The sequence below is a fragment of the Pseudomonas juntendi genome (assembly GCF_009932375.1).
In the GTDB taxonomy this organism is placed as follows: Bacteria; Pseudomonadota; Gammaproteobacteria; order Pseudomonadales; family Pseudomonadaceae; genus Aquipseudomonas; species Aquipseudomonas juntendi.
On sequence record NZ_BLJG01000123.1, the window covers coordinates 14902 to 40529 of the forward strand.

General features: G+C 63.4%; 27 protein-coding genes. 11 read left to right on the forward strand and 16 right to left on the reverse strand.

From position 1 onward, the window contains the following. Positions 1-39: 39 nt before the first annotated feature. The gene (locus tag GYA94_RS17095) at positions 40-546 is read left to right on the forward strand and encodes a type 1 glutamine amidotransferase family protein (protein ID WP_006378996.1); all 507 of its coding nucleotides are present in this window, start codon (positions 40-42) and stop codon (positions 544-546) included. A gap of 335 nt (positions 547-881) precedes the next feature. Here the strand turns inward: GYA94_RS17095 and GYA94_RS17100 are convergent, their stop codons facing one another. From GYA94_RS17100 to GYA94_RS17115, 4 genes are all read right to left on the reverse strand, one after another. Beyond that, a complete protein-coding gene (locus tag GYA94_RS17100; RefSeq protein ID WP_000539741.1) occupies positions 882-1199 on the reverse strand; it encodes a DMT family transporter in 318 nt (105 codons plus the stop codon). A gap of 58 nt (positions 1200-1257) precedes the next feature. After that, complete coding sequence (locus tag GYA94_RS17105; RefSeq protein ID WP_016487824.1) at positions 1258-1521, reverse strand: EexN family lipoprotein; 264 nt, start codon at positions 1519-1521, stop codon at positions 1258-1260. Between the two features lie 32 nt (positions 1522-1553). After that, positions 1554-2459 carry a LysR family transcriptional regulator gene (locus GYA94_RS17110; RefSeq protein WP_006378999.1) on the reverse strand — a complete coding sequence of 302 codons (906 nt, stop codon included), beginning with the start codon at positions 2457-2459 and terminating at the stop codon, positions 1554-1556. 89 nt (positions 2460-2548) lie between these two features. Beyond that, positions 2549-3952: an efflux transporter outer membrane subunit gene (locus GYA94_RS17115; RefSeq protein WP_016487825.1), complete on the reverse strand. Its 1404-nt coding sequence runs from the start codon at positions 3950-3952 to the stop codon at positions 2549-2551. Between the two features lie 101 nt (positions 3953-4053). On the opposite strand from GYA94_RS17115, the gene GYA94_RS28255 reads away from it, so the two are divergent. From GYA94_RS28255 to GYA94_RS17160, 9 genes are all read left to right on the forward strand, one after another. Beyond that, positions 4054-4695 (forward strand): TetR/AcrR family transcriptional regulator, encoded by a 642-nt coding sequence (locus GYA94_RS28255; protein WP_028689677.1) that lies wholly within the window; start codon positions 4054-4056, stop codon positions 4693-4695. 131 nt (positions 4696-4826) lie between these two features. Continuing rightward, a complete protein-coding gene (locus tag GYA94_RS17125) occupies positions 4827-5858 on the forward strand; it encodes an efflux RND transporter periplasmic adaptor subunit (RefSeq protein ID WP_223231736.1) in 1032 nt (343 codons plus the stop codon). A gap of 24 nt (positions 5859-5882) precedes the next feature. Further along, complete coding sequence (locus tag GYA94_RS17130) at positions 5883-8987, forward strand: efflux RND transporter permease subunit (protein ID WP_016487828.1); 3105 nt, start codon at positions 5883-5885, stop codon at positions 8985-8987. A gap of 80 nt (positions 8988-9067) precedes the next feature. Continuing rightward, the gene (locus tag GYA94_RS17135) at positions 9068-9415 is read left to right on the forward strand and encodes a DMT family transporter (protein ID WP_032665245.1); all 348 of its coding nucleotides are present in this window, start codon (positions 9068-9070) and stop codon (positions 9413-9415) included. Between the two features lie 15 nt (positions 9416-9430). Continuing rightward, positions 9431-10051 (forward strand): DUF3313 family protein, encoded by a 621-nt coding sequence (locus GYA94_RS17140; RefSeq protein WP_016487830.1) that lies wholly within the window; start codon positions 9431-9433, stop codon positions 10049-10051. Beyond that, positions 10048-11205 carry an MlaE family ABC transporter permease gene (locus GYA94_RS17145; RefSeq protein WP_016487831.1) on the forward strand — a complete coding sequence of 386 codons (1158 nt, stop codon included), beginning with the start codon at positions 10048-10050 and terminating at the stop codon, positions 11203-11205. Before GYA94_RS17140 ends, GYA94_RS17145 begins: the two co-directional genes overlap by 4 nt. A 29-nt stretch (positions 11206-11234) precedes the next feature. Further along, positions 11235-12023: an ABC transporter ATP-binding protein gene (locus GYA94_RS17150; RefSeq protein WP_028689679.1), complete on the forward strand. Its 789-nt coding sequence runs from the start codon at positions 11235-11237 to the stop codon at positions 12021-12023. Between the two features lie 91 nt (positions 12024-12114). Continuing rightward, a complete protein-coding gene (locus GYA94_RS17155; RefSeq protein WP_016487833.1) occupies positions 12115-13044 on the forward strand; it encodes an MlaD family protein in 930 nt (309 codons plus the stop codon). Positions 13045-13136: 92 nt separating this feature from the next. After that, positions 13137-13742 (forward strand): ABC-type transport auxiliary lipoprotein family protein, encoded by a 606-nt coding sequence (locus GYA94_RS17160; protein WP_223231737.1) that lies wholly within the window; start codon positions 13137-13139, stop codon positions 13740-13742. Positions 13743-13817: 75 nt separating this feature from the next. Here GYA94_RS17160 and GYA94_RS17165 read toward each other — a convergent pair whose 3' ends face one another. The 9 genes from GYA94_RS17165 to GYA94_RS17210 all read right to left on the reverse strand — a co-directional run bounded on the left by GYA94_RS17165 (position 13818) and on the right by GYA94_RS17210 (position 21267). Continuing rightward, a complete protein-coding gene (locus tag GYA94_RS17165; protein ID WP_016487835.1) occupies positions 13818-15812 on the reverse strand; it encodes a relaxase/mobilization nuclease and DUF3363 domain-containing protein in 1995 nt (664 codons plus the stop codon). 448 nt (positions 15813-16260) lie between these two features. Continuing rightward, positions 16261-16848 (reverse strand): S26 family signal peptidase, encoded by a 588-nt coding sequence (locus GYA94_RS17170; protein ID WP_006379345.1) that lies wholly within the window; start codon positions 16846-16848, stop codon positions 16261-16263. Further along, positions 16845-17402 (reverse strand): DUF2840 domain-containing protein, encoded by a 558-nt coding sequence (locus tag GYA94_RS17175; protein WP_006379346.1) that lies wholly within the window; start codon positions 17400-17402, stop codon positions 16845-16847. Before GYA94_RS17175 ends, GYA94_RS17170 begins: the two co-directional genes overlap by 4 nt. Beyond that, positions 17399-17662 carry a hypothetical protein gene (locus tag GYA94_RS17180; protein ID WP_022652187.1) on the reverse strand — a complete coding sequence of 88 codons (264 nt, stop codon included), beginning with the start codon at positions 17660-17662 and terminating at the stop codon, positions 17399-17401. The genes GYA94_RS17175 and GYA94_RS17180 overlap by 4 nt, the downstream gene beginning before the upstream one ends. Next, positions 17659-18297, reverse strand: coding sequence for a ParA family partition ATPase (gene parA, locus GYA94_RS17185; protein WP_003092312.1), 639 nt, complete (start codon positions 18295-18297; stop codon positions 17659-17661). The genes GYA94_RS17180 and parA overlap by 4 nt, the downstream gene beginning before the upstream one ends. A 241-nt stretch (positions 18298-18538) precedes the next feature. Next, on the reverse strand, positions 18539-19384 hold the full coding sequence (locus tag GYA94_RS17195) for a replication initiator protein A (protein WP_022652188.1): 846 nt from the start codon (positions 19382-19384) through the stop codon (positions 18539-18541). A gap of 26 nt (positions 19385-19410) precedes the next feature. Next, the gene (locus GYA94_RS17200; protein WP_001247107.1) at positions 19411-19695 is read right to left on the reverse strand and encodes a helix-turn-helix transcriptional regulator; all 285 of its coding nucleotides are present in this window, start codon (positions 19693-19695) and stop codon (positions 19411-19413) included. A 111-nt stretch (positions 19696-19806) separates the two neighbouring features. Further along, the gene (locus GYA94_RS17205; RefSeq protein ID WP_006379424.1) at positions 19807-20577 is read right to left on the reverse strand and encodes a DUF2285 domain-containing protein; all 771 of its coding nucleotides are present in this window, start codon (positions 20575-20577) and stop codon (positions 19807-19809) included. A gap of 342 nt (positions 20578-20919) precedes the next feature. Beyond that, positions 20920-21267 carry a DUF2958 domain-containing protein gene (locus tag GYA94_RS17210; protein WP_016487838.1) on the reverse strand — a complete coding sequence of 116 codons (348 nt, stop codon included), beginning with the start codon at positions 21265-21267 and terminating at the stop codon, positions 20920-20922. A 287-nt stretch (positions 21268-21554) separates the two neighbouring features. Between GYA94_RS17210 and GYA94_RS17215 the strand changes: the two genes are divergently transcribed. Continuing rightward, the gene (locus tag GYA94_RS17215) at positions 21555-21848 is read left to right on the forward strand and encodes a helix-turn-helix domain-containing protein (RefSeq protein ID WP_006379425.1); all 294 of its coding nucleotides are present in this window, start codon (positions 21555-21557) and stop codon (positions 21846-21848) included. Positions 21849-22160: 312 nt separating this feature from the next. Here GYA94_RS17215 and GYA94_RS17220 read toward each other — a convergent pair whose 3' ends face one another. The 3 genes from GYA94_RS17220 to GYA94_RS17230 all read right to left on the reverse strand — a co-directional run bounded on the left by GYA94_RS17220 (position 22161) and on the right by GYA94_RS17230 (position 25586). Beyond that, a complete protein-coding gene (locus GYA94_RS17220) occupies positions 22161-22475 on the reverse strand; it encodes a DUF736 domain-containing protein (RefSeq protein WP_001273857.1) in 315 nt (104 codons plus the stop codon). Between the two features lie 770 nt (positions 22476-23245). Continuing rightward, positions 23246-23455, reverse strand: coding sequence for a hypothetical protein (locus GYA94_RS17225; protein ID WP_016487839.1), 210 nt, complete (start codon positions 23453-23455; stop codon positions 23246-23248). A gap of 61 nt (positions 23456-23516) precedes the next feature. Then, the gene (locus GYA94_RS17230) at positions 23517-25586 is read right to left on the reverse strand and encodes a ParB/RepB/Spo0J family partition protein (RefSeq protein WP_006379606.1); all 2070 of its coding nucleotides are present in this window, start codon (positions 25584-25586) and stop codon (positions 23517-23519) included. Positions 25587-25628: the final 42 nt, after the last annotated feature.

Consider the following 25628-nt stretch of genomic DNA (forward strand, 5'->3'; position numbering starts at 1 on the left):
GCTGGCCGCTTGATCCCAAGCGTCTGAACTGAGAAAACCATGATGGGAACTCCCCTCGAGATTCTGCTGGTTTTGACTTCGCAGGCAACGATGGGCGACGACCCGCGCCTGACCGGCGTGTGGTTCGAGGAACAGTCCACCCCGTACTACGCCTTGGTCGATGCAGGTGCCAATGTGGATATTGCGTCAATCGCCGGCGGCGAGATTCCGGTGGATCCTCATTCCATAGCGAGCGAAGGCATGAACCCGCCGAGCGTGGAATGCTTCCTCGATGACAAGGTGTCGATGGACAAGCTCGAAGGCTCGCTGAAGATCGACAGCATCGCCCCGGAAGGGGGTGCGGTGATGTTCCTGCCCGGCGGCCATGGCACCATGTGGGACTTACCCGGAGCGGGGCGCTCGTCAATCTGCTGTCGGGCGCTTGGGCTGACGGCAGGGTGGTCGCGGCGGCCTGCCACGGCCGAGCCGGACTGGTTAATGTCAAGGAAGCGAATGGCCAGCCGCTGGTTGCCGGCCGTCGCGTCAGCCCCTTTGCCAAACGCATGAGCCGCGAGACTGGGCTACCTGTGGCAGTGAGTTGGGGCATCGACGATCCGCGAATGGCCGAGCACGTGATCGCTGGCAGGTAGATGGGTTTGGTGATTCTTGGCCGCGCCATGCTAGCCAACCCACACTCTTTCTCCACCTTTGCAGGAGCTGAAGGTGGAGCACCCGGAATGGCTGCTCCACCGCCTTACGCGCACTGGCTCGAACTCTCCCGAGGCTGCGGCAAGCTCACCACATATAACGACTAGGAGGAGGTGACCGTGCGAGTTCCCAGAACCCGATCCAGTCTGTGTCGCAGGGTGTCCCAGTGACTACGCTATCAAAGGAGCTAGTACTCAACTCGATAACTTGAGCGTGATAACGCCCAGGATGATCAGCGCCACGCCAAGGTATCGCATCAGGGAGGTTGGGTCGCCATAGAAATGAATTCCGACTAAGAACGTTCCCGCCGCTCCGATACCCGTCCACACCGCATAAGCAGTCCCAATCGGTATCTGACGCTGAGCAAGCCATAGGAAGGCGCCGCTAATTGTCATGAAAGAGACGGCTACTGCGACCCCACTCCAACGCGATGTTGGCTCTTGCGCCATTTTCAGCCCGACCGGCCATCCGATTTCAAACAATCCAGCCAAAACAAGATAGATCCAGCCCATTGCAATTCTCCTTCAAGTTTTTCATATCCGGCATACATACTCCAGCGTGACCACCAGCTTAGAACTTCGGCGGCTCTTTAGGTGTGGTGTAGGGCACATCGCCATCTTCGTAAAAGCGCTTTCGCGTAGCCTCGGCAACCCGGTTACATAGTTGGTCGCCCAGCATAGGACGATCCAACTTGCATTGCTGGCGCAACTTTTTCAGCCGCTCAGGATTGAGCGCTAATTCATCGACCGTCGGAAGGTTGCCTTTATCTGGTTTCCCGGATGGGCTGCAGGCTGCCAGTGTCGAGGAAAGCAATATGAGAGCAATCTTCTTCATGGTTAAGTTTCCTTGGGAGATTGTGTGATGGTTTACCGCCGACTTTTGGCGTCTGGAGATTTGATCGAATGAACGCGTTCCATGAAGCGAGTCAGTATTTCTGACGGCTCGCTGGCCGGTCGTAGCAGATAGGTCGTGAGCATGGGCGAACCTCCAGTCAGCGGCCGTGCGACCACACCCTGTTCCCTGCTGGCAGTAATATGCGCACCTCCTGTGAGGCCTAGTGCAAGTCCCGCCGAAACCAGGACCATCATTAGATCGCTGGAAGTCACGCGTTCGGCAATTAGAGGCTCAATGTCCACGCGACGTAGCACCCGTTCAACTTGCCGAGCATGGCCCTCACACGCCACCGCGTCGCAGAGCACCAGCGGATACCGCAACAGCTCTTCCAGGGGAATCTGTTTGTGGGATAGCAAGGGGTGCCGTGCGGGCACAGCTACCATCAGAGGGTCACTCCACACCGGCACGGCGATGATGCCTTCGCCGACTTCATCCGATTGAGCGAAGCCGAGATCGTACAGTTCGCCACACAATCCCTTGATTTGCTGTGACAAAGGCACTTCGAAGAAGCGAACTTCCACTTCCGGCTCTTCCTGCCGGCAGAGCGCCAACAACGCAGGCAGGCGCGATGGCGTGATTCCATCAGACAATGCAATACGGAGCTGGCAATGAAAGCCATTGGCTGCGGCGTTCACACTGTCGCGCGCCTGCTGCAAAGCTGCGAAGACACGGGGTACGCTCTCAAAGAAGAGTCTGCCTGCACGAGTCAAGCGGGTGCTCCGAGTGGTTCTCGCAAATAGCGCTACGCCCAACTCCTCTTCAAGCTCTTTGATGGCGCGCGACAGCGGCGATGTCTCGATGTGGAGGCGCTCTGCGGCTCGGGCAAAGTGCAGTTCCTCTGCCACCGCTAGAAAGTAGCGCAGATGCCGAATTTCCATGTTCGCATTCCTCCTCACTTAGGCCTCACCACCTTCGCCTTGCGCCACGCTATCTAGCCTTCGCAAGCTGCTCCAGCAAGCTTCCCCGATCAAACAGGTGGGCCGGATAGTGCTTTTGCCAGCACACCCCATTGCACGGCTGTCTCGGCCCGCGTGCGGATCAGCGAAGCCTGCGCTGACATCACCCCCGCCTCAGCCTCGGCCACCACCGTGGCGTCCACTTGTCCCGCCTCAAACAGACGGCGGCTGCGATCGAGCTGACGCTCCGCGACTGCGACCCCCTCGGTCTGATGCTCCAGTGCGGCGTGCTGCGTATGCCAACCGAGGTATGCGTTCTCTACGTCCTGCAATGCACTCAACAAAGTGCGCTCGAACTCCGCGCGCGCAGCTCGGCTGCGCGCCTCTCCGGTCTCGATGCCGGCACGGATCGCGCCACCATCGAAGATCGGCAACGAAACCCCGGCCCCAAGTGAAAAAATGTTGCCGGTAATGCGCGTCCCCGCACTCTCAACGCGCTGCCGTCCGCCGCTCAGGTCCAACACCAGCTTAGGGAAGCGTTCGCCTTCGGCTGCGTTCCAGCGCGCGGTTTCGGCTGCGAACTTCGCTTCGGCGGCGCGCACGTCGGGCCGCTCACTCAGCAGGTCCGCAGGTATGCGTGTCGGTGTCCAATTGGGGGCGGCGAGTGAAGCAAGAGTCGGAGAAGCTGCAGACGCTCCGGGCGTTTGTCCCGCTAGTACATCAAGTGCATGCGTCGCCTCGCCGCGCGCACGCCGAAGTTGCTCTTGCTCCACACGCAGTGCGACGACGCCGGAGCGGGTTCGCTCGATGTCGAAGCCGGTAGCTTGTCCGGCCTCGAACTTCCGTTGTGTCAGCAAGACGAGTCGCTCGGCGGATGCCAGCCGCGCCGTGGCGAGCGCTTCGAGTTCACTGGCTTGGCGCTGCTGCACAGCCGCCGACACTGTTTCAAACGCGACCTGCCAACGCGTGGCAACCCACGCTTGTTCGGCTGCCACCGCATCCAGGCGCGCACCTTCTGCTGCCTGCGAAAGCCGCCCCGACAGGTCTGCCTCCCACGATGCAGACAACGTGGCGCGGCCATCATTGCCGATCGCAACGTTCTCTGAATAGTCGCGTCCTCGAGTTGCCTGCGTGCCCGCGGACAACGAGGGGAGCAGGGAGGCCCGTGCTCGCCGCGTGGCGGCCGAGGCCTCGTCGACGCGCGCGCGCGCAATCGACAGTTCGGTGTTGCGCTCCAGCGCCGCCCGGACTAGGACATTGAGCTGTGGATCGCCGTAGGCCGTCCACCAGTCGACGGGAAGAGTACGGCGGGATGATTTGTCCAGGATGCCTTCACCTCCCTCTTCATTTGAGAAATGGGCCGGTACATCCAGGCGAGGCGGATCGGCAGAGTGCGGAGCATGGCTGCAAGCCGCAAGAAGCATTAGCGGCGAAATCATGGCCATGAGGCGATAGCGTTCAAGAATTTGAGACATGGCAGGTCCTTGCATTCCGAAAAAGTCTTGACGGACTGTTTTACGCCTTCTACTATACCGTCTGGACTGTATATGACTCAAGCTTTTTTTGGAGCACGACCATGCCGCCTCGCGCGAAAACAAAGTTGCCCCCCCCGTCCACCGCCCATAGCAGCACCGATGCGCAGCCCGTTCTCCAGCAAGGAGCCCAGCTAACTCGCGAGCGCATCCTGCAGGCCGCTCGCGAACTGGTGCTGGAGGAAGGCGCCAGTCGTCTGACGCTGGACGCCGTCGTCGTGCGGGCCGGGTTGAGCAAAGGGGCGTTTCTCTATCATTTCAAGACCAAACGCGATTTGTTCGTGACACTGATCGACGAGATGATCCGGGCGTTCGACGCGGTACAAGCCAATCACGAGCGCAGGTTTGCCGGAGACCCGGACCCCTGGCTGTCGAGCCAGGTGGAAGCGATACCCGACGACGAGATGCAGAAGATGGGCGCAGCGCTGCTCGCGGCAGCTGCGGAAGATCCAACACTTCTCGACCCACTGCGCGAGTGTTATCGCGTGCAGTACGAACGCGTGCGTCGATCCCCGCGTGGCACCGAGACCGCGGCACTCATCATGCTGGCATTGGATGGCGCCCTGTTCGCCGATCTCCTGGGTCTGCCGATACTCGCACCCGCAGAGCGGCGGCATTTCTTTCGGGCGCTCCAGGATCTCGCCTCGGGCCATCTCGAACTGATCCCTGCGAAAGGACACCCATGAGTCGCGTCCGTAGAGCTTTCATGACCGCGTGCGCACTGCGCTCCTTGACGGTTGCTTGCACACTATTCATTTCGACCCTGGTCTCAGGGTGCGGAAACTCGCAATCCACCGTATCCGAGCCTCCGCGCGCAGTGAAGCTCGCCGCCGCGCAGTCGGATCTTCCGCATAGCTCCCGCATCGAATTGACTGGCTCGGCGCGAGCAACCGAGCGCAGCATCCTAGGATTTGAAACAGGAGGACGGATCGCCAAGTTGAACGTCGACGTGGGTGAACGGTTCGCCCGCGGTCAAGTCATGGCAGAACTTGATGCGGAACCTGACCGGCTTCGCGTGACGCAAGCGCAAGCATCCCTGGCGGCCGCCGAAGCCGGCCTGATGGATCGACGTGTACAGACAGATCAACAGCGCCGGTTGCTCGAAAGCGAAGTCATCTCCCCTGCTGCGTTCGAGAGCGCCAAGGCGCAGCTAGCGGTCGCAGAGGGCCAAGCGCGCACTGCCAAGGCAGCGCTTGGCCTGGCCGAACGAGCACAACGTGGCACGATGATCGTCGCTCCTTTCGATGGTGTCGTGGCGGAAAAGCTGGCTTTGGCGTTCACCGACATTGCTGCTGGTGCGCCGGTATTTCAGGTCGACGGTGTGCGCAGTGGCACTGAGATCATCGCGAACGCGTCTACTACACAGGCACCTCACATAGATGTCGGCCAACGCGCAGAACTGTTCTGGAGCGGAGCCGAACAACCAATCCGAGCGGTGGTACGTCGTGTCGGTCTGCGCGCCGAAAATGGCTCGCTCCTACCCGTGGTGCTAGTGCCTGAAGATAACGCGCAAGCGCGCGCACTTCGGCCAGGTATTCCCGTACAGGTCGTGCTCGACGCACCTGCGGCGACCTCCAAGACCTCTCGGCCCGAGACTGTATCCGTCCCTTATGCCTCGCTGGTGCTCGGCACGAAGCCGGGTGAGGCTTCCGTCTTCGTCTACACCCCTGCAGATAAGAAGGTGCACCGTCGCGCGGTGCGCTTCACGCCGGCACAGGAAGGAGACAGCGCGCGCGTCCTCGCTGGACTTAAGCCCGGCGAGACGGTGGTTGCCGCCGGAGGCGGATGGCTCACCGATGGACAGCCAGTGACACCACTGGAAGCCACCACTCAATTGACCAAGCGCTAACGCGATCCACCAGGTTACTTCATCATGAAGATCACCGAGATGGCGCTGCGCGCCAGTCGACTTACCTACTTTGTAGCGCTTATCATTTTCGTCGCCGGCATCGCGACCTTCCTGAATTTTCCTTCTCAGGAGGAGCCGACTGTCACGGTCCGCGATGCGATGGTCACGGCGTTGAACCCGGGGCTGCCCGCCGAACGCGTTGAGCAACTCATTGCCCGGCCGATCGAGGAGCGCTTGCGCGAACTGGCAGAGGTCAAGCGCGTGACGAGCACCGTGCGCGCAGGCAGCGCCATGATCCAGGTCACGATCTGGGACCGCTACACCGACTTGGCACCGATCTGGCAGCGCGTCCGGGCCAAGGTCGCCGATTCGAAGGATGCCTTACCACAGGGCACGATGGGGCCTTTCGTCGACGAAGACTTCGGCCGCGTCGCGGTTGCCTCGATTGCGGTCACTGCACCAGGTTACTCCATGAGCGAGATGCGCGTCGCGCTCAAGCAGATGCGCGACCGCCTGTACACCGTGCCTGGTATTGAGCGCATCACTTTCTACGGCCTGCAGGAAGAGCGCGTCTATCTCGAGTTCGATCGGCCTAGGCTTGCGCGATTGGAGCTGACACCACAGGGGGTGATCGACCAACTCGTCAAACAGAACGTCGTCGCTTCGGGTGGACAAATTGTCGTCGGCGGCATCAATGCAACCTTGGCGGTCAGTGGCGAAGTGAGTGACGCTCCCTCCCTGCGAGCAATGCCGATCGCGCTGCCGCGACCGCAAAGTAGTACGGCGCCCATGCCGACGATCGCATTGGGTGAACTGGCGCAGGTGAGTGTGCGGCCAGCCGATCCGCCGGAGTCTGCCGCCATCTACAAAGGCCAGCCCGCGGTCGTCATGGCGGTTTCGATGGCCTCTGGTCAAAACGTGGAGCAGTTCGGAAAAGCGCTCAAAGCACGGGTTGCAGACCAGGAGAAGCTGCTGCCGGCGGGTTTCGATCTGTCATACGTCACTTTCCAGGCCGATGTCGTCAAGCACGAGATGGGCAAAATGAACCACGTCATGATGGAGACGATCATCGTCGTCCTCGGTGTCGTCGTGCTATTCCTCGGTTGGCGAACCGGGATCATCGTGGGCATGATCGTGCCGTTGACGATCCTCAGTGCACTCATCGTCATGCGCGCGATGAACATCGAGCTTCAGAACGTCTCGATGGGCGCCATCATCATTGCGCTCGGCTTGTTGGTGGACAACGGCATTGTGATTGCCGAAGACATCGAACGCCGCCTAGCCGGTGGCGAAGATCGTAAGCATGCCTGCCTCGAGGCGGGCCGCACGCTCGCCATTCCGCTGCTCACGTCCTCGCTCGTGATCGTGATCGTGTTCTCGCCGTTCTTTTTTGGCCAGAACGCCACGAGCGAGTATCTGCACAATCTCGTGGTCGTGCTGGCACTGACGTTGTTCGCATCGTGGCTGCTGTGCCTGACTGTCACGCCCCTGTTGTGCTACCACTTCGCCAAACCCCACCACAAGCAGGAGCATGGCGACGCGTATGACACCCGCTTCTACCGTGGCTACCGGCGCGTACTGGAGTGGGTTCTCCACCATAAGGCGGTCTATGTAGCGTCGATGATCGCGGCGCTTGCCATTGCGCTGTATGGCTTCACCACCCTGCCTTACGATTTCATGCCCAAGTCCGACCGGCTTCAGTTCCAGATTCCGGTGCAGCTCGCCCCAGGTACGGATTCGCGCGAAACGCTCGCACGCGTGAAGCAGATCAGTAGTTGGCTGGGCGACAAGAACATCAATCCAGAAGTCTCCGATCACATCGGCTACGTCGCCGATGGTGGACCTCGCTTCATCCTTAGCCTGAATCCACCGCTGCCGGCATCGAACATCGCGTACTTCGTTGTCACACTGAAGCCGAAGAGCGACATCGACGCTGTCCTCGCCCGAACCCGCAGCTACTTTGCGCACGCACATGGCGACGTGCGCGCCGAGCCCAAGCGCTTCTCGCTCGGTGCGACCGAATCAGGGACCGCCATCTATCGTGTCAGCGGTCCGGATGAGGAGGTATTGTTGGAGGCTGCGTCCAAAATCGAAGCAGCACTGCGCAAGCTGCCCGGAACCATCAACGTCAAGAACGATTGGGATACGCGCATTGGCCGCATCGACGTAAAGGTTGACCAGGACCGCGCGCGTCGGGCGGGCGTAACGACTGAAGACATCGCTGGCGGGCTGGATGTCCGCTACAGCGGCCGATCGATCTCGGTGATTCGCGACGGTGACACCTCCGTTCCGATCGTCCTGCGCAGCATCGTAAGCGAGCGTCGCAGCACGGCAGACGTAGGCGCGACGCTCATCTATCCCAGCAACGGCGGTCCGGCGGTGACGCTGGCCCAGGTCGCAGACGTATCGCTCGCGAGCGAGCCATCGGTCATCCAACGGCGCAATCTCATCCGCACGATCACCGTGCAAGGACAGAACACCTCCTACACCGCCCAGGAGATCGTCAACCGCCTGGTGCCTAGCGTCGCTGCCTTGGACCTGCCCGCGGGCTACTCGGTCGAACTTGGCGGCGAGATCGAGGAAGCTGCCGAATCGAACGCCGCGCTGTCGACCTACATGCCCCTCGCATTTCTGGCGATGCTGATGCTGTTCGTATGGCAGTTCAATTCCTTCCGCAAGCTCGGTGTGATCCTCGCGACGATCCCTTTCACGCTTATCGGCGTGGTATTGGCTCTGAAGCTAACCGGCACACCTTTCAGCTTCATGGCGACCTTCGGCGTACTGGCCTTGTTCGGGATCATTGTCAACAACGCCGTGCTGTTGCTGGAACGCATCGACCAGGGCTTAGCGGAAGGCCTGCCGCGCCATGAAGCCTTGGTTGGGGCCGCGATACAACGACTTCGTCCAATCGTGATGACCAAGGTCACCTGCATTTCGGGACTGGTGCCACTCATGCTCTTCTCCGGACCGTTATGGACAGGGATGGCGATCGCGATGATCGGTGGGCTGGCGCTCGGAACGCTGGTGACGTTGGGCTTGATTCCGTTGCTTTACGAAGTCCTGTTTGGAATCAAGCGAATTGGGCCGTGGAGCCTGAGTGCCGCCACCGCGCATGGAGATCGCTCATGAGTCTCTTGCGGACCGCCTCGTGCTGCGCATTCTCAGAATTCGTATGTACCCACGCTTCATCCGTATGTCTCGCTAGGCTTATGCGATTCAGCATCCATCCGCTGATCTGGAAATCCTGGTCGATTGTCATTGCCGCAGGGGTTCTAGGAGCGGGCTATCCATTGGGCCTGCGGGCCATCACGGCGGGCGGTCCGACGCGCTGGGTCGGCCTCTGTGTGGCAGTGACGTGCATGGCGGCCAGCGGCGCACTTTTGTGGCTCGCGCTCAAGCGGATTCCGATCAGCGCGGCCTCTGCAGCCTGGGCAGGAATCGGGCTACTTGGAAACTTGGGTATCGGCGCCCTCTTGCTAGGCGATCTCGCATCAGTGACGCGCTGGTCTGGCACCGCCCTCATCGCAGCAGGCATTGCCTGTCTTAGTTTCGTTTGATCAAGGAGACCCATTATGAAGAGCAAAACTGCATTGATCCGCGGCGGCATTTTTTTTTGCGTAGCAGCCGCGCTCTCTGGATGCGCGACCAACAGCATGACGCGCTCCGGATTTCTCGGCGACTACGAGAAGTTATCGCCGACACGATACGAGAACGTACTGATGTACCGCGCAGCGGGATTCGAGCCCAAGCGTTATGCCGCTGTCGTGGTGGAAGATGCGCAGATCAAGACCGCCTCGGGTCGCATCGATGGGCTCGATGACGCGCAGCAGCGTGAAGTGCTAGACCATGTGACGAGCGAACTGAAACGCCAGGAAGGCAAAAGTCCCGCCACCCCAGGTGGCACGGGACAGGTTCGGGTGCGTGTAGCGGTCACCGAACTGCAGACACCGAATCGGGCAGTCAATGCAATGACGACCCTGCTGGTTGGACCCGTGACGACGGGCGGTGCCAGCCTAGAGTTCGAAGCAGTCGATGTAAGTACGGGACGACGCGTTGCTGCCGCCAGTTGCTTCGAGCGCGGCAACGTCATTAAAGAGTTCGCCGGTTCGTACACATTGCTGGGTCATGCCAAAGCGGCGATCACGAACTGCATCGAGCGCATCGACAGCGCTTGGCGGGACACGCAGCCATGAGCAACGCTTCACAGGCTTGGCTCCGGCAGGATGCCATGGTCGGCGGTGATCACAAATGGCTGGCGGGTGGCGACTGGACGATAGAGCACTACGCCAGTCTGGCAAAATCCGTGTCCGCCGCCCGCATCAGCCATGCCGAGGGGTACGCCACTCCCTTGCTCGACTGGACGCAAGTCCAGAGACTGGACACCGCCGGCGCGGCTCTGCTGGTGGAAATTCTCGGGCCAGACTCGATACTCGACCGGCCGGAGGCAGCTCCAAATCTGTCCCCGGATCGCCTCGCCCTAATGAAAGCGCTTGCCGCCGCTGCTACCGCTCAGCAGAAGACGGACAAAGCAGCGGTGAGCGGGAATCCTCTGCTCCGCGGTCTGGGACGCATAGGCCTGACCGTGGAACAGGGCTGTCGTGCGTGTCTTGGTCTGGCCGGGTTCGTGGGTCAGATCATCGAAACATGGAGCCGTACCGTTCGTCACCCGCGTCGCTGGCGCACGACCTCGGTGATCGCTCAAATCCAGCGGTCAGCGGTGGACGCCATTCCCATCGTGGCGCTACTGAGCTTCATGGTAGGAATGGTGGTGGCGTTCCTGGGCGCAACGGTGCTGGCCAACTTCGGTGCGAGCATCTTCTCGGTGCATCTGGTCGCCTTCTCGTTCATGCGCGAGTTCGGAGTGCTGCTCCCGGCCATATTGATTGCAGGCCGTACCGCAAGCGCGTATACCGCCCAAATCGGTTCGATGAAGGCAAATGAAGAGATCGATGCGCTTCGCTCCAACGCGCTCGACCCCATCGAGTTGCTGGTGCTGCCACGCGTGCTGGCGCTTCTTGTGTCCTTGCCACTGCTCACATTAGTAGGCATCTTGGCTGGCATTGTGGGCGGCGCCACTGTATGCGCACTGAGCTTGGAGATTCCTCCTGCACAGTTCCTTGCCATCGTGCAGGAAAAAATCGAGGTGCGCCATTTTCTTGTCGGAATGAGCAAGTCCCCGCTCTTCGCGGTGATGATCGCCGCTATCGGCTGCCATGAAGGGTTCAAGGTCGCCGGTAGCGCTGAGTCGGTAGGCGACCACACGACTTCTAGTGTTGTGCAATCAATCTTCATGGTGATCCTGATCGATGCCATCGCTGCACTGTTCTTCATGGAGATGGGCTGGTGAGCGCGGTGAAGGAAGACACCGACAACGGTGTGCGACACGCTATTGAAGTGCGCGGCCTAGACAACAGGTTTGGAACCCAGCAGGTCCATCAGGACCTGGACCTGGACGTGCGACGCGGGGAAATCCTTGGCGTGGTGGGAGGATCAGGCACCGGGAAATCCGTGCTCTTGCGTAGCATCGTCGGGCTGCAGAAGCCGCATTCGGGCGTGGTCCGTATCGGGGGGCGCGACCTACTGCGAGCCCAATGGCTTGCACGCGCGCGTATGGAGCGAAGGTTCGGCATTCTGTTCCAGAAGGGCGCGTTGTATTCATCGCTGACCGTCTTGGAGAACGTCGCTCTTCCTTTAATCGAGCATGTCGGTCTGGCGCGGCCTCTTGCCGAGCGTTTGGCAAGAAGCAAGCTGGGCTTGGTGGGGTTGCCTGCCGGAGCGGGAGACAAATATCCGGCCTCGTTGTCCGGAGGCATGGTGAAACGAGCAGCACTGGCGAGAGCCTTGGCGCTTGATGCGAACATCCTGTTTCTTGACGAACCCACCGCAGGACTGGATCCAATCGGGGCTGCATCTTTCGACCAATTGATTCTGACCCTGCGCAATGCACTGGGTCTCACGGTGTTTCTGGTAACCCACGACCTCGATACGCTGTACACCATATGCGACCGTGTCGCGGTCCTGGCGAACCAGAAGGTACTCATCAACGACGGCATCGAGGCAGTCGAGCGATTCAAGCACCCGTGGATACAGGAATACTTTCACGGCCCCCGTGGCCGTGCGGCCGCACAGGCCACTGGTGCTTCCAGCCAAGAGACGCAGCCATGAAACCCTTCCGCATCTGCATCATTCTTCCGTCGCGCACGCATTGGGCTGGGCGCACGCAATATTTACACTCTGAAAACGAGGTGGTCTGATCATGGAGCCACGTGCCCATCATGTATTCATTGGTCTGTTCGTCGTGCTGCTCGGTGCGATTGGTATCGGCTTCGCGCTCTGGCTCAGCGACACACGTTCCGACCACGATTACCAGTATTACCGGATCATGTTCGATGAGCCAGTGACCGGGCTTACGCCCGGCAGCCAGGTTCAGTACAGCGGAATCACGATTGGCGAAGTCGTTGCACTTTCTCTTTCGCCGCCTGACCCAAGGCGGGCGATAGCGCGCGTGCGTATCAATGCCACCATCCCGGTCCGGCAGGATACCCGCGCTGAATTGGTCATCACGGGAATTACCGGCAACGCGGTGATCGAGTTGAGCGACGGTGGGCCAAACGTGCCATTGCTGGATCGGAAAGAGGACGAGGAACCGTTGATCCTCGCGCCACGTTCGGCGATGGCATCCCTGGTCTCCGGCGAGGGTAACAGCATGACGACACTCAACGGCATCTTGCTGCGCACGCAGGAGTTACTGTCGAAGGAGAATTTGGCTCTTGTGCACCGCAGTCTAGTGAATCTCGAACAGACTACGGGCGCGGTCGCTGACCAGAGGGCCGAGATCGCGACGTTAATCAGCAATCTGACCGAAGCAAGCAGAGAATCGACAGCTGCCGTGCGCCAAGCAAATAGCACTCTTCGCGATGCCAACCTGCTACTAAATAACGATGGTAAGCAAATCATGGTGAACACGCGTGATGCAACGGCATCCCTCGAACGCGCCGCTTTCAGGGTTGAGACGCTACTGCAAAACAATCAGGAATCGCTGAACCAAGGCATGGCCGCCACAGGCCCTGCCATGCACGAACTCCAGCAGGCGCTGGCCAATCTAAACACCGTGCTGCGCCGACTGGATCGCAATCCGGCGCAATACCTGCTCGGTGGAGAGAACATTGAGGAAACCAAGCCGTGAACACTTCCGCCAGGATGATTCCCGTCGCTGCCGCGACTATGACGCTAGTACTCGGCTTGTCCGCGTGCAGTGTGCTTCCCAAAACAGCTCCAATGGTCACCTACAAACTGCCCGACTATCACATCGCCCAGGCGGAGAGTACGCCACGCGCCGTTCCTGGACCTGGGGCGCTGCGCGTCTACGCCCCTGAGAGTAGTCGCGTCCTGGATTCGGAGCGGCTTTTCATTGCGCAGCCCGATGGTCGCTTGTCGGCTTGGCAAGGAGTGCGTTGGGCCGACCCCGCACCGGTGCTGCTACGCGACCGAATCGTCGAAGCCTTCATGCGCGATGGGCGGTCGACTTCGGTGATTACCGATAGCACGCCAATGAGCGCCGATATGGAGTTGCGCAGTACGCTACGGGCGTTCCAGCTCGAATACCGCGGCACTGAAGCGATCGCCGCGGTTCGGGTTCGGCTCGATGTGCAACTGGTCGATCCGGCCAAACGGACTGCTATTGCCAGTAGACGCTTCGAAGCAATCCAAGCTACAGGCAGCAAGCGAGAGGCAGATGTGGTGAGCGCGTTCGGTGTCGCGACGGACGTGTTGGCCGGGCAGATCGTTGAATGGGCAGTTCAGGTCGGGGCAGCGCGTTTGCGAGTTGCACCGGAATCGGCAAGCAACCATGCACCCACAGCGTCGGCGATAAGCACAGACTAGTCGCCTTAACGGAGCACAGAAGCTAGGGCCAGAACGCTGCTCGACACCTTAACTCGGTACGACAGCCTACGGCCCCTATCCAATCCCAGGACCTCGTTGCCGTCCAACCTCCCATGACACACCGCCGCCGCGTACAGTCGCGGCGATCTGCTGCCCCAGTCGTGGCTCGATTATCGGCCGCCAAGGCACCAGACTGAACCCCATGCCGTCATCGAGCAGCGCATAGCGACCGCTGGCGAGAATGACCGAGCGCCGGTAGATGCCGGCTACGCGCTGCCCGTCTGTGACGTGCCGATGCTCCAACCCACTATCGGCGGCAATGTGCTGGGCGGCCTGCGCCAGCTCCCGATTGCGCAGCGTTTCCAGCAGATTCCGGGAGAGAATCACCCGCTGCCCACGCCGCTGGGCCAGCCCCTGTTCTTCGAGGAAGTCGGCGCGCTGCTGCAAGGCTTGCTTGGCATCGCCACCAAAGCCCAGGTCGCCCAATCCCCGGCCGCCGCCGATCAGTTGCTGGTCGAGCCAGGTGGCGCCGATCACGCGGGCCTGCCGCTCGATCGGCAGGTGAGATTTCAGGTCCACGGCCACGCCGCCCAGTCGCTGCGCATCGTACTGGCGCCCACGCTCGGATAGGTCGTCCGGCACTTTCCATAGCCCTTCCGCCACGCGCTCCACGATGCCGGCCCGGCGCAGGGCTTCCAGCCGTCGGACGTGGGCCGCGACGACTTCCTGCGGGTCGCGGCCGGGCTTGGCTCGGCCTTGCTCGATCGCCAGGTGATGATCGGTACGGTACAGGCCATCGCTCGCCAGTGCGGCGATGTTCTTGTCCGCCGCCCGTACCTCGGCGGAACCACGCACCTCCACCACCGCGCCGGTGGGGTAGCTCGCCAGTTCGTCGCGGGCGTTCAAAGCGACGTAGTGGGCCTTGCCGTCCACGCCGTCGATGACCAGATAGCCGCGGTCGTGCAGCTCGTCGGCCAGCCCCTTGGCGGCCACGCGGCCGACGAGGGTACGGCCGTCGTCGGCCGGCTCGAATACCGCCAGCTCGCGCGGCTGGCCGCTCATGGCGCGCTGCATGGTGCGGATGATGTCGCCACGCTCGCCCAGGGCACGCAGGGTCTTCTCAGCGTCGGCATGGATGGCCCAGGTGCTGGGCTGCACCTCGTCGGCCAGGCCGAGCCGCTGCAAGCGTTGCAGCCGGCCGATCAGTAGCAGGCGCTGGCGTTGCAACGTCGGTTCGTTGAAGCGTTCGATCCGCACCCGGTCATCCTCGCCGACCTCGCGCTGCAACGTGCGGTCGAGGCTCGTCCACCGCTCTTGCTTCACCTCGCGCTGCCAGGTCTGCTGGATCTCCAGTTCGGTGCGCGGCCCCAGCCATTCCGTCGCCAGCTCGGCGGCGCGATGGCGGAAGCCGTGGGCGATGTAGTCGCCCGCGATGACGAGGTCTCTGCCGGTATCGTCGCGTCCGCGCACGATCAGGTGCGTGTGCGGGTTGTCGGTGTTCCAGTGATCGACCGCCACCCAATCCAGCCGCGTTCCCAGGTCGGCCTCCATGCGGTTCATCAGGTGCCGGGTGTAGGTGCGCAGGTCGTCCAGCTCGGCTCCGTCTTCCGGGGAAACAATGAAACGGAAATGGTGTCGGTCGTCCTGGCAGCGTTCCTTGAAGGCATCGAGGTCGGCATGGTCGGTCTGCGGCCCGTAGGCACGGCCCGGCTCGCCGTCCCGGCCGGCACCGTCGCGCTCGATGTAGCGCAGGTGCTTGGCGAGCGACTGCGGGCTGGCGTTGCGCTGGTTGACCAGCAGCGTCTTGACGGTCACGCGCCGTGACATGGGTGTCAGCTTTGCACCTGCGAAGCGCGCTGCCGTATGGCCGCGCCCAAGCCGTGAGCCGGGCCGCTGGCCCGCGTGCTGGCCGCTCCCGCCAGCGACAGGACGGCGCACCGCCGACTTGCCGCCGCTGGCTTTGCCAGCCCGCTTGAGCACCTTGGAAACGAAGCTCTGGCCCTGGCCTTTGCCTCGGTTCTTCGGCGCGCCAGGGCGCACCCGGAAATCGTCGTCGCGGCGGTCGGTCATGGCAGCGCCCCTGGCAAGCTCCGGCGTCTCCGGGCGTGCGAAGCACGCGGACATGCCTGCATTGGCGCGGGCCTCGCGCCCCACGCGGCACGGCGGCAAAGCCGCTCCGTGCCGCGCCACCCCCATGTGCAGACAGGCCTTCGACGCGGCCCGGTGCCGCGTCCTTTTGTCTTGCCTTCCGCCTTTGCCCCTCGCTCCCGCTCCGGGCATCGGCGGCCCGGCGGCGCTGCTGCACCAGCAGCCAGCCCGCCGGCGAACACGCCAATGGCCGCAGGCCAGGCGCGTTCGAGGCAAGACGCCTGCACGTTGGACGGCTGCGCCGAAGGCAGCGCGAAGTGCGGTGCGAATGCACCCGCACTGCACGTGCGATGACAAGGCGACGAACAGTAGAACGACATGCCCGATGGCACGATGAGAGGCGCGGCAAAGTGCAGCGAATCGGCGGCCATCATGGACGTGTCTCCAGCCAGATCGGATGCGCAACGCCGATCGCGGTGGATGCACTGACCGGCCCGAAATAGCGGCTGTCGAACGACGCTGGGTTGGTCACGCTCAAGAGGAACAGTTCGCCCGGTTCGAGACGGCGGCAAAGCTGCAAGGATGGCAGCGGTCGGCCCTGCCGGTCGGCAGGCAGGGCGGCGGCCACCGGCACGCCGTCGATGCGAACCTGGCCGGCGACGATGCAGACGTGTTGTGGCGCGACTGCGCCCACACGTTTGAGCAGCGGAACGCGGGTCGGTAGGTAACTGCGCTGCGCAGCCAGCATGGCGGCCCTGTCGGGCAGCGGCACCAGCACGATGCTGTCCACGGACAGCGGACGTGGCCGCGAGGCGGTGCGCGGGTCGAACGGTTCGATGCGATACCAACCGACCGCCACGCTGTCGGACGGGTTGTAGGCCATTCGCGGCAGGGGCTGCACGAACGCAGCCCAGGCCAGCGCAGCGAGGCCGACGGTGGCGAAGCCTGCCAGCACGAGGCGAGTGCGCAGGCGCGAGCGAGGATGCGGCACGGGGCCGGTCGTGGAAATCGTGGTCATGGCAATGCCCTCCCTGCCAGCCAGGCGGCGTGCCGTTCTGTGGTGTATGTGGGTAACGCCGAGCGCGCTGCGAGCCGGTTCGCGAGCGTGCGCCAGTACGCGGGCGATGTGTCTGCGGCTGCGATGCCCAGCGCCTCGATGTCGTCGATGCGTTCCAGCACGGCGCGAACGTTGGCATCGCCTTCGGCGTGCAACAGCAGACGCGCGCCCGGCTGCACGCCGGGGATGCGTTGCACGGCGTCCAGCGGCGTGGCGGTCTGCATCACCATGAGCTGCCAGCGGATCGTGCCGTAGTCGTTGGCCTGCCAACGGATGCGGCACAGAACCGCGTTCGGCAGGAACACGGCGCAGCGCCGCCAGCGGTCGAGCTGGAGCGTGCGCGCCGGTTCGCCGAAGCGCAGGTAGAGCTTGAAGCGGGGTTCGATGTAGGTCAGCGCCACGCGCGTCAGCGGCACGTTGCCGGCCTGGCCGGCGAGTGTCGAAGGCGCCGGCGGCGGTGCAGCCGTGGGCGCACTTGCTTTGGGGGTGTGGGCGGTCGAAGCGGATGCGTTCACGGCGTGCCCTCCGGGGGAAACTCCCGCTCCAGCAGGCTGCGCAGCAGTTCGGCTACGGTCACGCCTCGCGTGAAGGCCGACACCTTGATGCGCGCCCGCATGGCGGGCGTGATGTCAAGCGTCAGTCGAGCGGTGTAGAGGTCGCCTTTCTGCAAGGCATCTGCGTCGCCCTGGCGAATCCACGCTTCGGCGTGCGGATTCGCTGGGGGACGTACACCGATGCCGACGCGCTTGCTGCGTGGTGATGGCTTTCCAGTCATGTCGGCCACCGCAGCAGTTCGTCGGTGAGCGCGGCGATCTCGCGGGCAGCGGCGCTGTCGGGCGCGGTTTCGCGGGCGAGCCGGCCAGCGGCTACGCTGTCGGCAAAGACGATGCGCTGGTGGATCTCCGAGCGCAGCGCGGGCAGCGGCTGTTCGGCCAGCGATTGCCGTGCCTCCCTGCCGATGATGGTGGTGCTGACGCGCCGGTTGATGACGAAGGCCGCGCGTAGCGCTGGCCGGAACACCTGTGCTTCGCGGATCAGTGCGACCATCTCGGCAGAAGCCCATACGTCGTAGGGGCTGGGCTGCACGGGGATCAGCACGCGCTCGGCCGCCAGCAGCGCGGAGCGCGCGAGGGCGGCGATGCGCGGCGGGCCGTCGATGATGATGTGATCGGCCCGCCTGGCGAGTTCTGGCGCTTCCTGATGCAGCGTTTCGCGGGCAAGGCCCACGGCGCTGAACAGACGGGGCAGGCCCTGCTGGCTACGCCGCTGCGTCCAGTCGAGCGATGACCCCTGCGGGTCGGCATCCAGCAGGATGACATGCAGGCCGCGCATCGCCAGTTCGCCGGCGATGTGCGTGGCGAGCGTGGTCTTGCCGACGCCGCCTTTCTGGTTGAGAAACGCGAAGATCATGGCGCGGCCCTCCGAGCTGGAAAGCCGGCCTGGGCGTGCCATTTCGTGGTTGTCCACCGAAACGGCGCGCTTCTACTAAAAGTTATGTATTTCTTGTTAGGTAAGTTAGAGGGAACGCAAACCCGCGCCGTTGTTGGCTTTCCGGCGTTTTCGTACTCCTGATAGCACGAGGGTCGTACTCCTGATAGCACGATACCCGGTACTCCTGATAGCACGAGGCCGTCCACAGGTTCTCCCGCAGTTATCCCCGTGCCGCGTGCGGCACGGGCCGGAAGGTCAGCAGCTCGGTGTTGTCGTCCGGCATCCGCTCGATGCCGAGGACGTAGCCGGGCAACGACTGCCGCGCCACCAGGGCGCGCACGTCGTAGGCGAAGTCCGAGAAGCGGGCCGCGCTGCCGGATTTGCGGTACAGGTGTCGGAAGTCGAATTGCCAGCCGTGCTCCTGCCGCCCGCCATGCTTGCGCACCAGGCGGTACAGCCAGCGTTCGATACCGCCTTTCAAGCGGAAATAGGCCGGGTCGATGGTCAGCACCAGGGCGGCGTCGAGCACGCCGGCATAGAACCAGTCCGGCAAGATCAGCTCGATGCCCAGCGGGGTGCCGCTGGCGTCGGCGAGTTCCTTCCACTCGTTGATCCACGAGAAGCGATGCAAGCGCCTTCCCGTGGTTTCGCGGATGGACGTGGCCACCGTGGTCGATTGCAGCCGGTCGAGGGCGGCCTTCAGGCGCTGGTAGTCGTTGAGGGACGTGCCGCGCCCGATGAAGCGCAAAATCTCGTAAGGCGTGGCGCGTATCCAGCGCGACGGGCGCAGGCCCGCGTCGCGCGCCTCCACGATCTGCGAGGCGGCCCATATCAGCACGTCGGCATCCCATATCGTTGCGATGCCGTGCTCCTGCGTGCCTTCCACGCGAATGGTGACGTTCCCGCTGCGGAAGTCGATCGGCGCCGTGCGCCGCGACTTGGCAAGCGAGAAGAACGGAAAGGCCATCAAGTCCTGGGAATCGCGTGGCGCCATGTCGCCCGGCAGCGCTCGGAACAGATCGAGCTGTTCGCGCTGCGGCAAGGCTTGCCCTGGCGGGCTGGACATGGCGAAGGCCACCCACGCGCCGACGATCAGCGGCCATCACGGTAGTCGCCCGCGTGGCGCTCGGCGTATTCGGGATCGGACGTGGCCTCGTAGCTGCGCTGGTCGGCCCAGGCATCGAGGTCGGACACCGCGTACATGACGCGGCGGCCGAACTTGCGGAACTTGGGGCCGCCGCCGATCACCCGCTGCTTCTCCAGCGTGCGCGGCGACAGCCGCAGGTAGTCGGCGGCTTCGTCGTTTGTCAGGTAGCGTTGAGGCTGCGAGGTCGCAGTGACGGCAGCGGCGGCAGGCCGCGAGGGAGCAGGTCGCATGGGATGTACCTCCATCAAGCCCGGCCACACCACGCGGCCGGATAGAGGCACTCTCAAGAAAGCAAGGCTTCTTGCTAAGGGACGATTCGCACGGGTCGAGAAACGTCCCCCCTAATGCGACGGGAACATTGGAAGCTGCGCTAGTCGGCGGTAGCCGCCGTGCATCAGCTCATCGCCGCGGCGTACCAGCCGCCGCACGCGGGCACGCAATGCACTGTCTTTGTGCCAGTCGGCCGCGACGGCATCCGCGCCGAACAGACCTTCGGCCACTTCGCGCAAAGAGGCTCCCGCGAGGGTCGCGTCGAGCGCTTGCAAGGTATGCAGTTCCAGCAGCGCGGCGGGCGTGGGGCGAGAGCGGGCTGTTGCCACAGGCGCGGCCACGGTTGCGGCAGATAGCGCATCCAGCTTCGCAGCGAGCGTGCGGTAGCGCGCACAGGGCGTGGCGCAGGCGCGTGTGGCGTAGAGATAGGCCGAGCCATCTTCTAGGTCGGGTGCGAGTGCGAGCCGAACGCAGCAGCCTGGCCAATGCGATACAAGCACCAGGCGCTTGCCGTCGTGGGTCAGTTGCTTGCGCCCAGGAATGCGCCAGAACTCGAAGGTATGCGCATCGGGTGGTGGGTCGGCGTCGGGGTATAGCTGCACCACGCCGTCGTGATCGGGGAACCAAGCAGGATGTGCATCGCGCGCATCCAGGCCGGGATCTTCCAGCAGGCGCAGGCCCCAGGCCTGCGCCGCATCTGGCTTGCGACGCCGGCGTAGCCAGTCGCGCCGGTAGCTTGCATTCCTGCGCAAATACTCCCAAGCCAGCGCTGGGCCATCGAGGTGCAGCGTGTAGAGATACGCGGCCGTGGGATACCAGTGTTGGCTGCTGCGGTCAGTCATGGCGAAACCTCCCTGTTTCTGGGAACGTCGCCACAATTCCGCTGTGCGGGAGCTATCGAATCGCCATCAAGTGGTCATCAAACTCGGGTTACGCTTTAACTGCTGGTGTCAAGACAGATTCGCTCCAGTGCATTGCCGAAATCGTCTAAATGCGACGACTGCACCGCCCGGAAATGGGGTGCAGCATTGAACACCGTGCCGAATCTCGCGCCTGGCATCATGACTGTTTTGGTCAGGAGCGCACCACCCTGGTGCAAGCATGCGGATCAAGACTTGCCAGGTCTTGGCTAAGACCGAAATAGTCACAATGCGATACTTTTTGCCTGGTCGCGCTGGAATGCGTCAATCGGTGATCGAACCGTTTTCCTGAGCCAGTCGAACGTATTCCGACAGCGGCCGCGTCGGCTGGAAGTACCGATCTCGTATCACGGGCTGCTTGAGCGGCCCGACGATGGACGCCAGATCGGACAGCTTCACCGTCGCCAGGGCAGGCATCCCGATCCCGAGGTCGATCAGGCCGTAGGCCGTATCGCCATCGGTCGGATCGAGCGCGGCCAATAGCCAGGTCGCATGTGCGTCCGGTGTGAACAGGCGCACCACGGGCAGCGGGTCACATTCCTGGCCTGCGGCGCGGGTGAGGCCGTGGGCCAGTAGGTGCACCCGGTCTTCCTCGGTGACAAGCGTGGTCAAGGCCGCGCCCCTTCCACGAACACACGCAATCGCCGAGGCGCATCTGTGCCTGCGGACGGATGCACGTATGCGCAAGCGCACGAAGCCGCAAAAGCGGAGAGGCACGAAGGCGTATTGGTGGAAGTCAGGAAAGACACGGACGCGGTTCCCTGGGTCTGAGGAAATCCGCAGATGCGGATCTCCGTAAAAGCACGGAAAAGGAAAACATCACCACCAAATGAACACTATAGATTGTAGTCCTATAGGGCGCAATGGGCTGTCATCTTGGTTTTTTGGGGAAACCATAGGTGGCAGCGAAGAACTCATTGGCAGCGGCGATTCGGACGGTAAGGAAGGCGCGTGGTTTGAGCCAGGAAGCGTTCTCCAACGTGTCCAGTCGCACCTACATGAGCACGCTGGAGCGCGACCTGAAAAGCCCAACCATCCAGAAGCTGGCCGATCTGTGCGAGGTCATGGAAGTGCATCCGCTCACGCTGCTCACATTGGCTTATGCCGGTGACAGCACCCGCGAAGCTGATGAATTGCTGGCACAGGTGCGCCAGGAACTCAGGGCGATATTGGAAGAGCCCGACACGCCGTAGCGCGTTGGCGTGTGGTACTGAATTGCAGCAAGCGGAGCGCGCAGCGCCGCAGGCGCGAAGGCGTGAGGGATTGAAGCCGGATGGCCGTGACGGCTTGCCGGCACGGGGCGAAGCCCGAAAGCCCGGCGGCGCTTACAGCGCCGACACGCCACACACCGCTCGTTGACACGGATTGCGAGCCACAAGGCACGCATGCAGGCCCGCGGTGACGGGCGTATCCAGCACGCGGCAGCAGCAGAAATCCTGCGCGTGCGGTGCTGCGATCAGCAGCATCGCGCCCCGCCGCAGTGGGCGGGACGCGGTAAGCGGCTGTCAGGCCGCCTTCGGCTTGTTGCGCGACCAGATCAGGTCGTGCGTGCCGTCCTCGTTCTCGATCAGGCGGGCATAGACCGTCGCCGGGAACGAAGGGTCGTCGATGGATACGGACAGGTATTCCCGCCCGGCCTCGCTGGTCTTCTTCCACGCTGCGCCGACTTCGTGGCCAGCCGCTTGCAGGTGGAAGTCGGGGGCGTTCTCGGTGTCGCCCTTGTCGTTGGGAACCAGCTTGACCTTGACGTTGAGCGTCAGGGTGCGAAGCGTGCCGGTGAAGCCGTCTTTCTCTGCGGTGAAGGTGCCGATGTTAGCCATGATGTTTCTCCTTTCGGGTTGAACAAGGTCGCGCCAGTGCGTCCTTGTTGTGATCCGGCCGGCGGGGGATGGGCTGGTCGCACCGCGCAGCGGTCGCAACAACGTGGAGAACCTGGAAGCGAAAAGAATTTGTCCCGCGAGGAATGCGCGCAGCGCAGGGGAAATTGTTTTCGCTGCAAGGTTGCGGCCATGAAGCCCAAGGCGCAGCCGCGCCACCGCCAGGATTCACAACAAGACAAGGACGCACAGGCCGCCCGCTCCCGAATGGAGACGTGGCCAACTCGGCATCCCCGCGTGACGGCTGCACCGGCTTGCGCCCTGACGCGGGCCAGGTCAATGCCCCGACGACAAGGCCAGAGCGCCCCTGCCGCAGCTCACGGCCACATACTGAGGCGTGGTGTGGAAGCTCCATAGAAGCGAGGCTGGGCGGCGTGTCGGTGAACCGTCTTTCGTGACGTACAGACAACGAACCGCCAGCGTCGGGGACGGCACGCTTTCGTGCAACCTGCCGCAGCAAGCCGGGGCGTAGCCACACCAGCCCCGCCCATTGCGGCGGGGCTCGGTCGAATCGTTGGCGGCGCGATGCGCCGCCACACTTGCTGGCTTCGTGGATTTCGCGCACGAGCGCCCTTGTGCGTGGCCCCATCGCCGCCGACCGAAGGCGGCGATGGGGCTTTTTTTTAGCAGTGAAACCGGGCGCGGCCACCGCCGCGCCCGGAGTTTTCGACCACCGGCCCCAAGGCGGCACGGCTTGGGGCCGGTGCGGCTCGTTATTTCTTGGTTTCGATGATCCACCACACGGCGCGCGGCAAGGCGCGGCCCGTGAGGGGATGCAGATCGGTCAGGTCGGCGCGGGCCGTCCAGCCACGCGGCGGACGGTAGCCGCGCACGTCGCCGTCGCCGTGCCAGCGGCGGGCGCGCACCGTGCCGGAGGCATAGGTCGCAGCCATACGGGGGCGGTTTGCGGGTTGGTGGGTCATGGCAGGCATCCTCAATATGAAGCGCCCCGGCCGGAACCGGGGCGCTATCTACGGTGCGAAGTCACGCGGCCAAAGCCTCGGCCTGCGGCTGGACATCCGCCACGGCGGCCGCTTCTTCCTGTGCTTCGGCTTCGCCATCCGCCGGCGCGTCCTGCCCGGCCTGCTGCGGGCCTTCGGTGCGGAAGATGGCGGGCATCCAGCCGGTGCCAGCGGCGAGCCGTTCGGCTTCGCTGGCAATGTCGCCCTTCTTCAACTTCGCCAGTCGGGTGACGTGCGAGGGCGCGAACCCGCCAACGGCTTCCAGAATCGCGGCCTTCGGCACATGCCGGAAGTAACCCTCATTGGTGGGCTGCCACCACGCGGCCATATCCAGCCCCACGGCCTGCGCCAGTTCCGCGCCGGGCTGGTGCGGCGTGGCGCGAGGCGTCACCACGTCCACCGTGGAAGCTAAGCACACGGCCAGCAGCCGCACCAGTTCATCCTGTGATTTCGCCAGCAGCGCGGCGAACAGTTCGGCGCTGTCCTCCGGCAAGGTTTCGCCTGCCACCTGTTGCAGTTCGCGCAGCGCCACGGCGGCGGGTGATTCCGGCCAGTCCGGGGCCATGCCTTCCAGCCGGTCTTGCACCGTGAGGCGCACGCCCAGCGGCAGGTCGTGGCCGTAGTGGCTTTCCTGCAAGACGGTCTGCACCATGCCATGCACCACGGCGGCCAGCGCGGCTTGCGGATGCCGGGCCACTTCGATTTGCAGCGCGGCGGTACGGTGCGCGCTCAACCGCTGCGCCAGTCGGTCGGACATGGTGGCGGTCTTGGGCTGCTCGTCGTCCTCGCCTTCGTCCTCGTTTGCGGCTTCGCCTTCGCTGCCGAAACCCTGCCGCAGTCGTTCCAGCGTGCGCAGCGCCTTGGCTTCGGCTTCGCGCAGCAGCCCGCGATGAATCGCGGCCTGCCCGTCGCGGTCGATGGTGACGATGGCACCGGCTGCGGCCTTCACATTGGCCGCATAGTCCAGCAAGCCTTCTTCCAGCGCCTGCAACTGCTCGCCCAGGCGTTCGCCTTCTTCCTGCAAGGCATCGGCCTTTTCTTCGTCTTCGTCGTCCAGCGCGGCATCCACGGCTTCGGCCAGTTCGTGCAGCTTGGTTTGCAGCTTCTCGATGCGCTGCGCGTCGCGCTTGTTCGGACTGCGGCGTTCCCTTGGCGCACGCTGGAAGGCTTGCAGATCGGCATGGGTCATGCCCGGCGTGGCATCCACCCACGCCCAGCCCTCGGCCTGCACCTTGGCGGCGATACCTGCCAGCTTGTCCTGCGCCAGCCGTTCCAGCAGTGCGGCATCGGTCAGATACACGCCTTTGTCGCCCTCCGCGAACAGGTCGCGGCGGATGCCACCGCCTTCCTGCTCGTAGCCGTCCAGCCCGACAAAGCGCACCAGCGGATGCCGGTAGGCGTCGATTTCGCGTTCGGTCAGACGGTCGCGCAGGTTGTGCGGGCTGCGCTGCCATGTCGGCGCATCGTAGAACGCGGCTTCCTGCGCGGCGTGGTCGTCGGTGATGGCAAGGGCCATCAACTGGTCAAGGCTCACGGCCTCGGCGCGATAGTCGGCCAGCAGGCGCGGCGAGACGTTGGCGAGTTTCAAGCGGCGCTGCACCACCAGCGGCGTGACGGAAAAATCCGCTGCGATATCCTCGATGCTGCGGCCTTCGGCCACCAGCGCGGCGAACGCCTCGAACTGGTCGGCGGGGTGCATGGCTTCGCGCTGCACGTTCTCGGTCAGGCTGGCCGTGCGTGCGGTGCCATCGGCCACCTGCAGGCAAGGCACCTCCCATTCCTTGCTGATGCGGTGCTTCTTCGCCAGCAGCTTCAACGCTGCGAGGCGACGGCCACCGGCCACGACTTCGTAATGCTCGCCGTCGGCGGCGGCAATCACGATGAGGTTTTGCAGCAGGCCGACACGCTGGATGCTGGCGGCGAGTTCGGGAATGGACATGCGCGGGGTCTTGCGCACGTTGCGGCCAGTGGGGCGCGACACCAGCCGCGACAGCGGAACCAGAATCAGGTTCTTGGTCGGGTCAGCGGCTTCCAGCGGGATAGCGGCGGCGGTGTTGATGGCGCGGGCTTCGGTTTGGGTAACGGCGTTCATGGTGATAACTCCTATCGGTTCAGGAATGCAGCAGCGAAGAAA

Coding starts and splice junctions, on each gene's coding strand:
- GYA94_RS17095 (WP_006378996.1), top strand. CDS start 40: ATGATGGGAACTCCCCTCGAGATTCTGCTGGTTTTGACTTCGCAGGCA.
- GYA94_RS17100 (WP_000539741.1), bottom strand. CDS start 1,199: ATGGGCTGGATCTATCTTGTTTTGGCTGGATTGTTTGAAATCGGATGG.
- GYA94_RS17105 (WP_016487824.1), bottom strand. CDS start 1,521: ATGAAGAAGATTGCTCTCATATTGCTTTCCTCGACACTGGCAGCCTGC.
- GYA94_RS17110 (WP_006378999.1), bottom strand. CDS start 2,459: ATGGAAATTCGGCATCTGCGCTACTTTCTAGCGGTGGCAGAGGAACTG.
- GYA94_RS17115 (WP_016487825.1), bottom strand. CDS start 3,952: ATGTCTCAAATTCTTGAACGCTATCGCCTCATGGCCATGATTTCGCCG.
- GYA94_RS28255 (WP_028689677.1), top strand. CDS start 4,054: ATGCCGCCTCGCGCGAAAACAAAGTTGCCCCCCCCGTCCACCGCCCAT.
- GYA94_RS17130 (WP_016487828.1), top strand. CDS start 5,883: ATGAAGATCACCGAGATGGCGCTGCGCGCCAGTCGACTTACCTACTTT.
- GYA94_RS17135 (WP_032665245.1), top strand. CDS start 9,068: ATGCGATTCAGCATCCATCCGCTGATCTGGAAATCCTGGTCGATTGTC.
- GYA94_RS17140 (WP_016487830.1), top strand. CDS start 9,431: ATGAAGAGCAAAACTGCATTGATCCGCGGCGGCATTTTTTTTTGCGTA.
- GYA94_RS17145 (WP_016487831.1), top strand. CDS start 10,048: ATGAGCAACGCTTCACAGGCTTGGCTCCGGCAGGATGCCATGGTCGGC.
- GYA94_RS17155 (WP_016487833.1), top strand. CDS start 12,115: ATGGAGCCACGTGCCCATCATGTATTCATTGGTCTGTTCGTCGTGCTG.
- GYA94_RS17160 (WP_223231737.1), top strand. CDS start 13,137: ATGGTCACCTACAAACTGCCCGACTATCACATCGCCCAGGCGGAGAGT.
- GYA94_RS17165 (WP_016487835.1), bottom strand. CDS start 15,812: ATGACCGACCGCCGCGACGACGATTTCCGGGTGCGCCCTGGCGCGCCG.
- GYA94_RS17170 (WP_006379345.1), bottom strand. CDS start 16,848: ATGACCACGATTTCCACGACCGGCCCCGTGCCGCATCCTCGCTCGCGC.
- GYA94_RS17180 (WP_022652187.1), bottom strand. CDS start 17,662: ATGACTGGAAAGCCATCACCACGCAGCAAGCGCGTCGGCATCGGTGTA.
- parA (WP_003092312.1), bottom strand. CDS start 18,297: ATGATCTTCGCGTTTCTCAACCAGAAAGGCGGCGTCGGCAAGACCACG.
- GYA94_RS17195 (WP_022652188.1), bottom strand. CDS start 19,384: ATGTCCAGCCCGCCAGGGCAAGCCTTGCCGCAGCGCGAACAGCTCGAT.
- GYA94_RS17200 (WP_001247107.1), bottom strand. CDS start 19,695: ATGCGACCTGCTCCCTCGCGGCCTGCCGCCGCTGCCGTCACTGCGACC.
- GYA94_RS17205 (WP_006379424.1), bottom strand. CDS start 20,577: ATGACTGACCGCAGCAGCCAACACTGGTATCCCACGGCCGCGTATCTC.
- GYA94_RS17220 (WP_001273857.1), bottom strand. CDS start 22,475: ATGGCTAACATCGGCACCTTCACCGCAGAGAAAGACGGCTTCACCGGC.
- GYA94_RS17225 (WP_016487839.1), bottom strand. CDS start 23,455: ATGACCCACCAACCCGCAAACCGCCCCCGTATGGCTGCGACCTATGCC.
- GYA94_RS17230 (WP_006379606.1), bottom strand. CDS start 25,586: ATGAACGCCGTTACCCAAACCGAAGCCCGCGCCATCAACACCGCCGCC.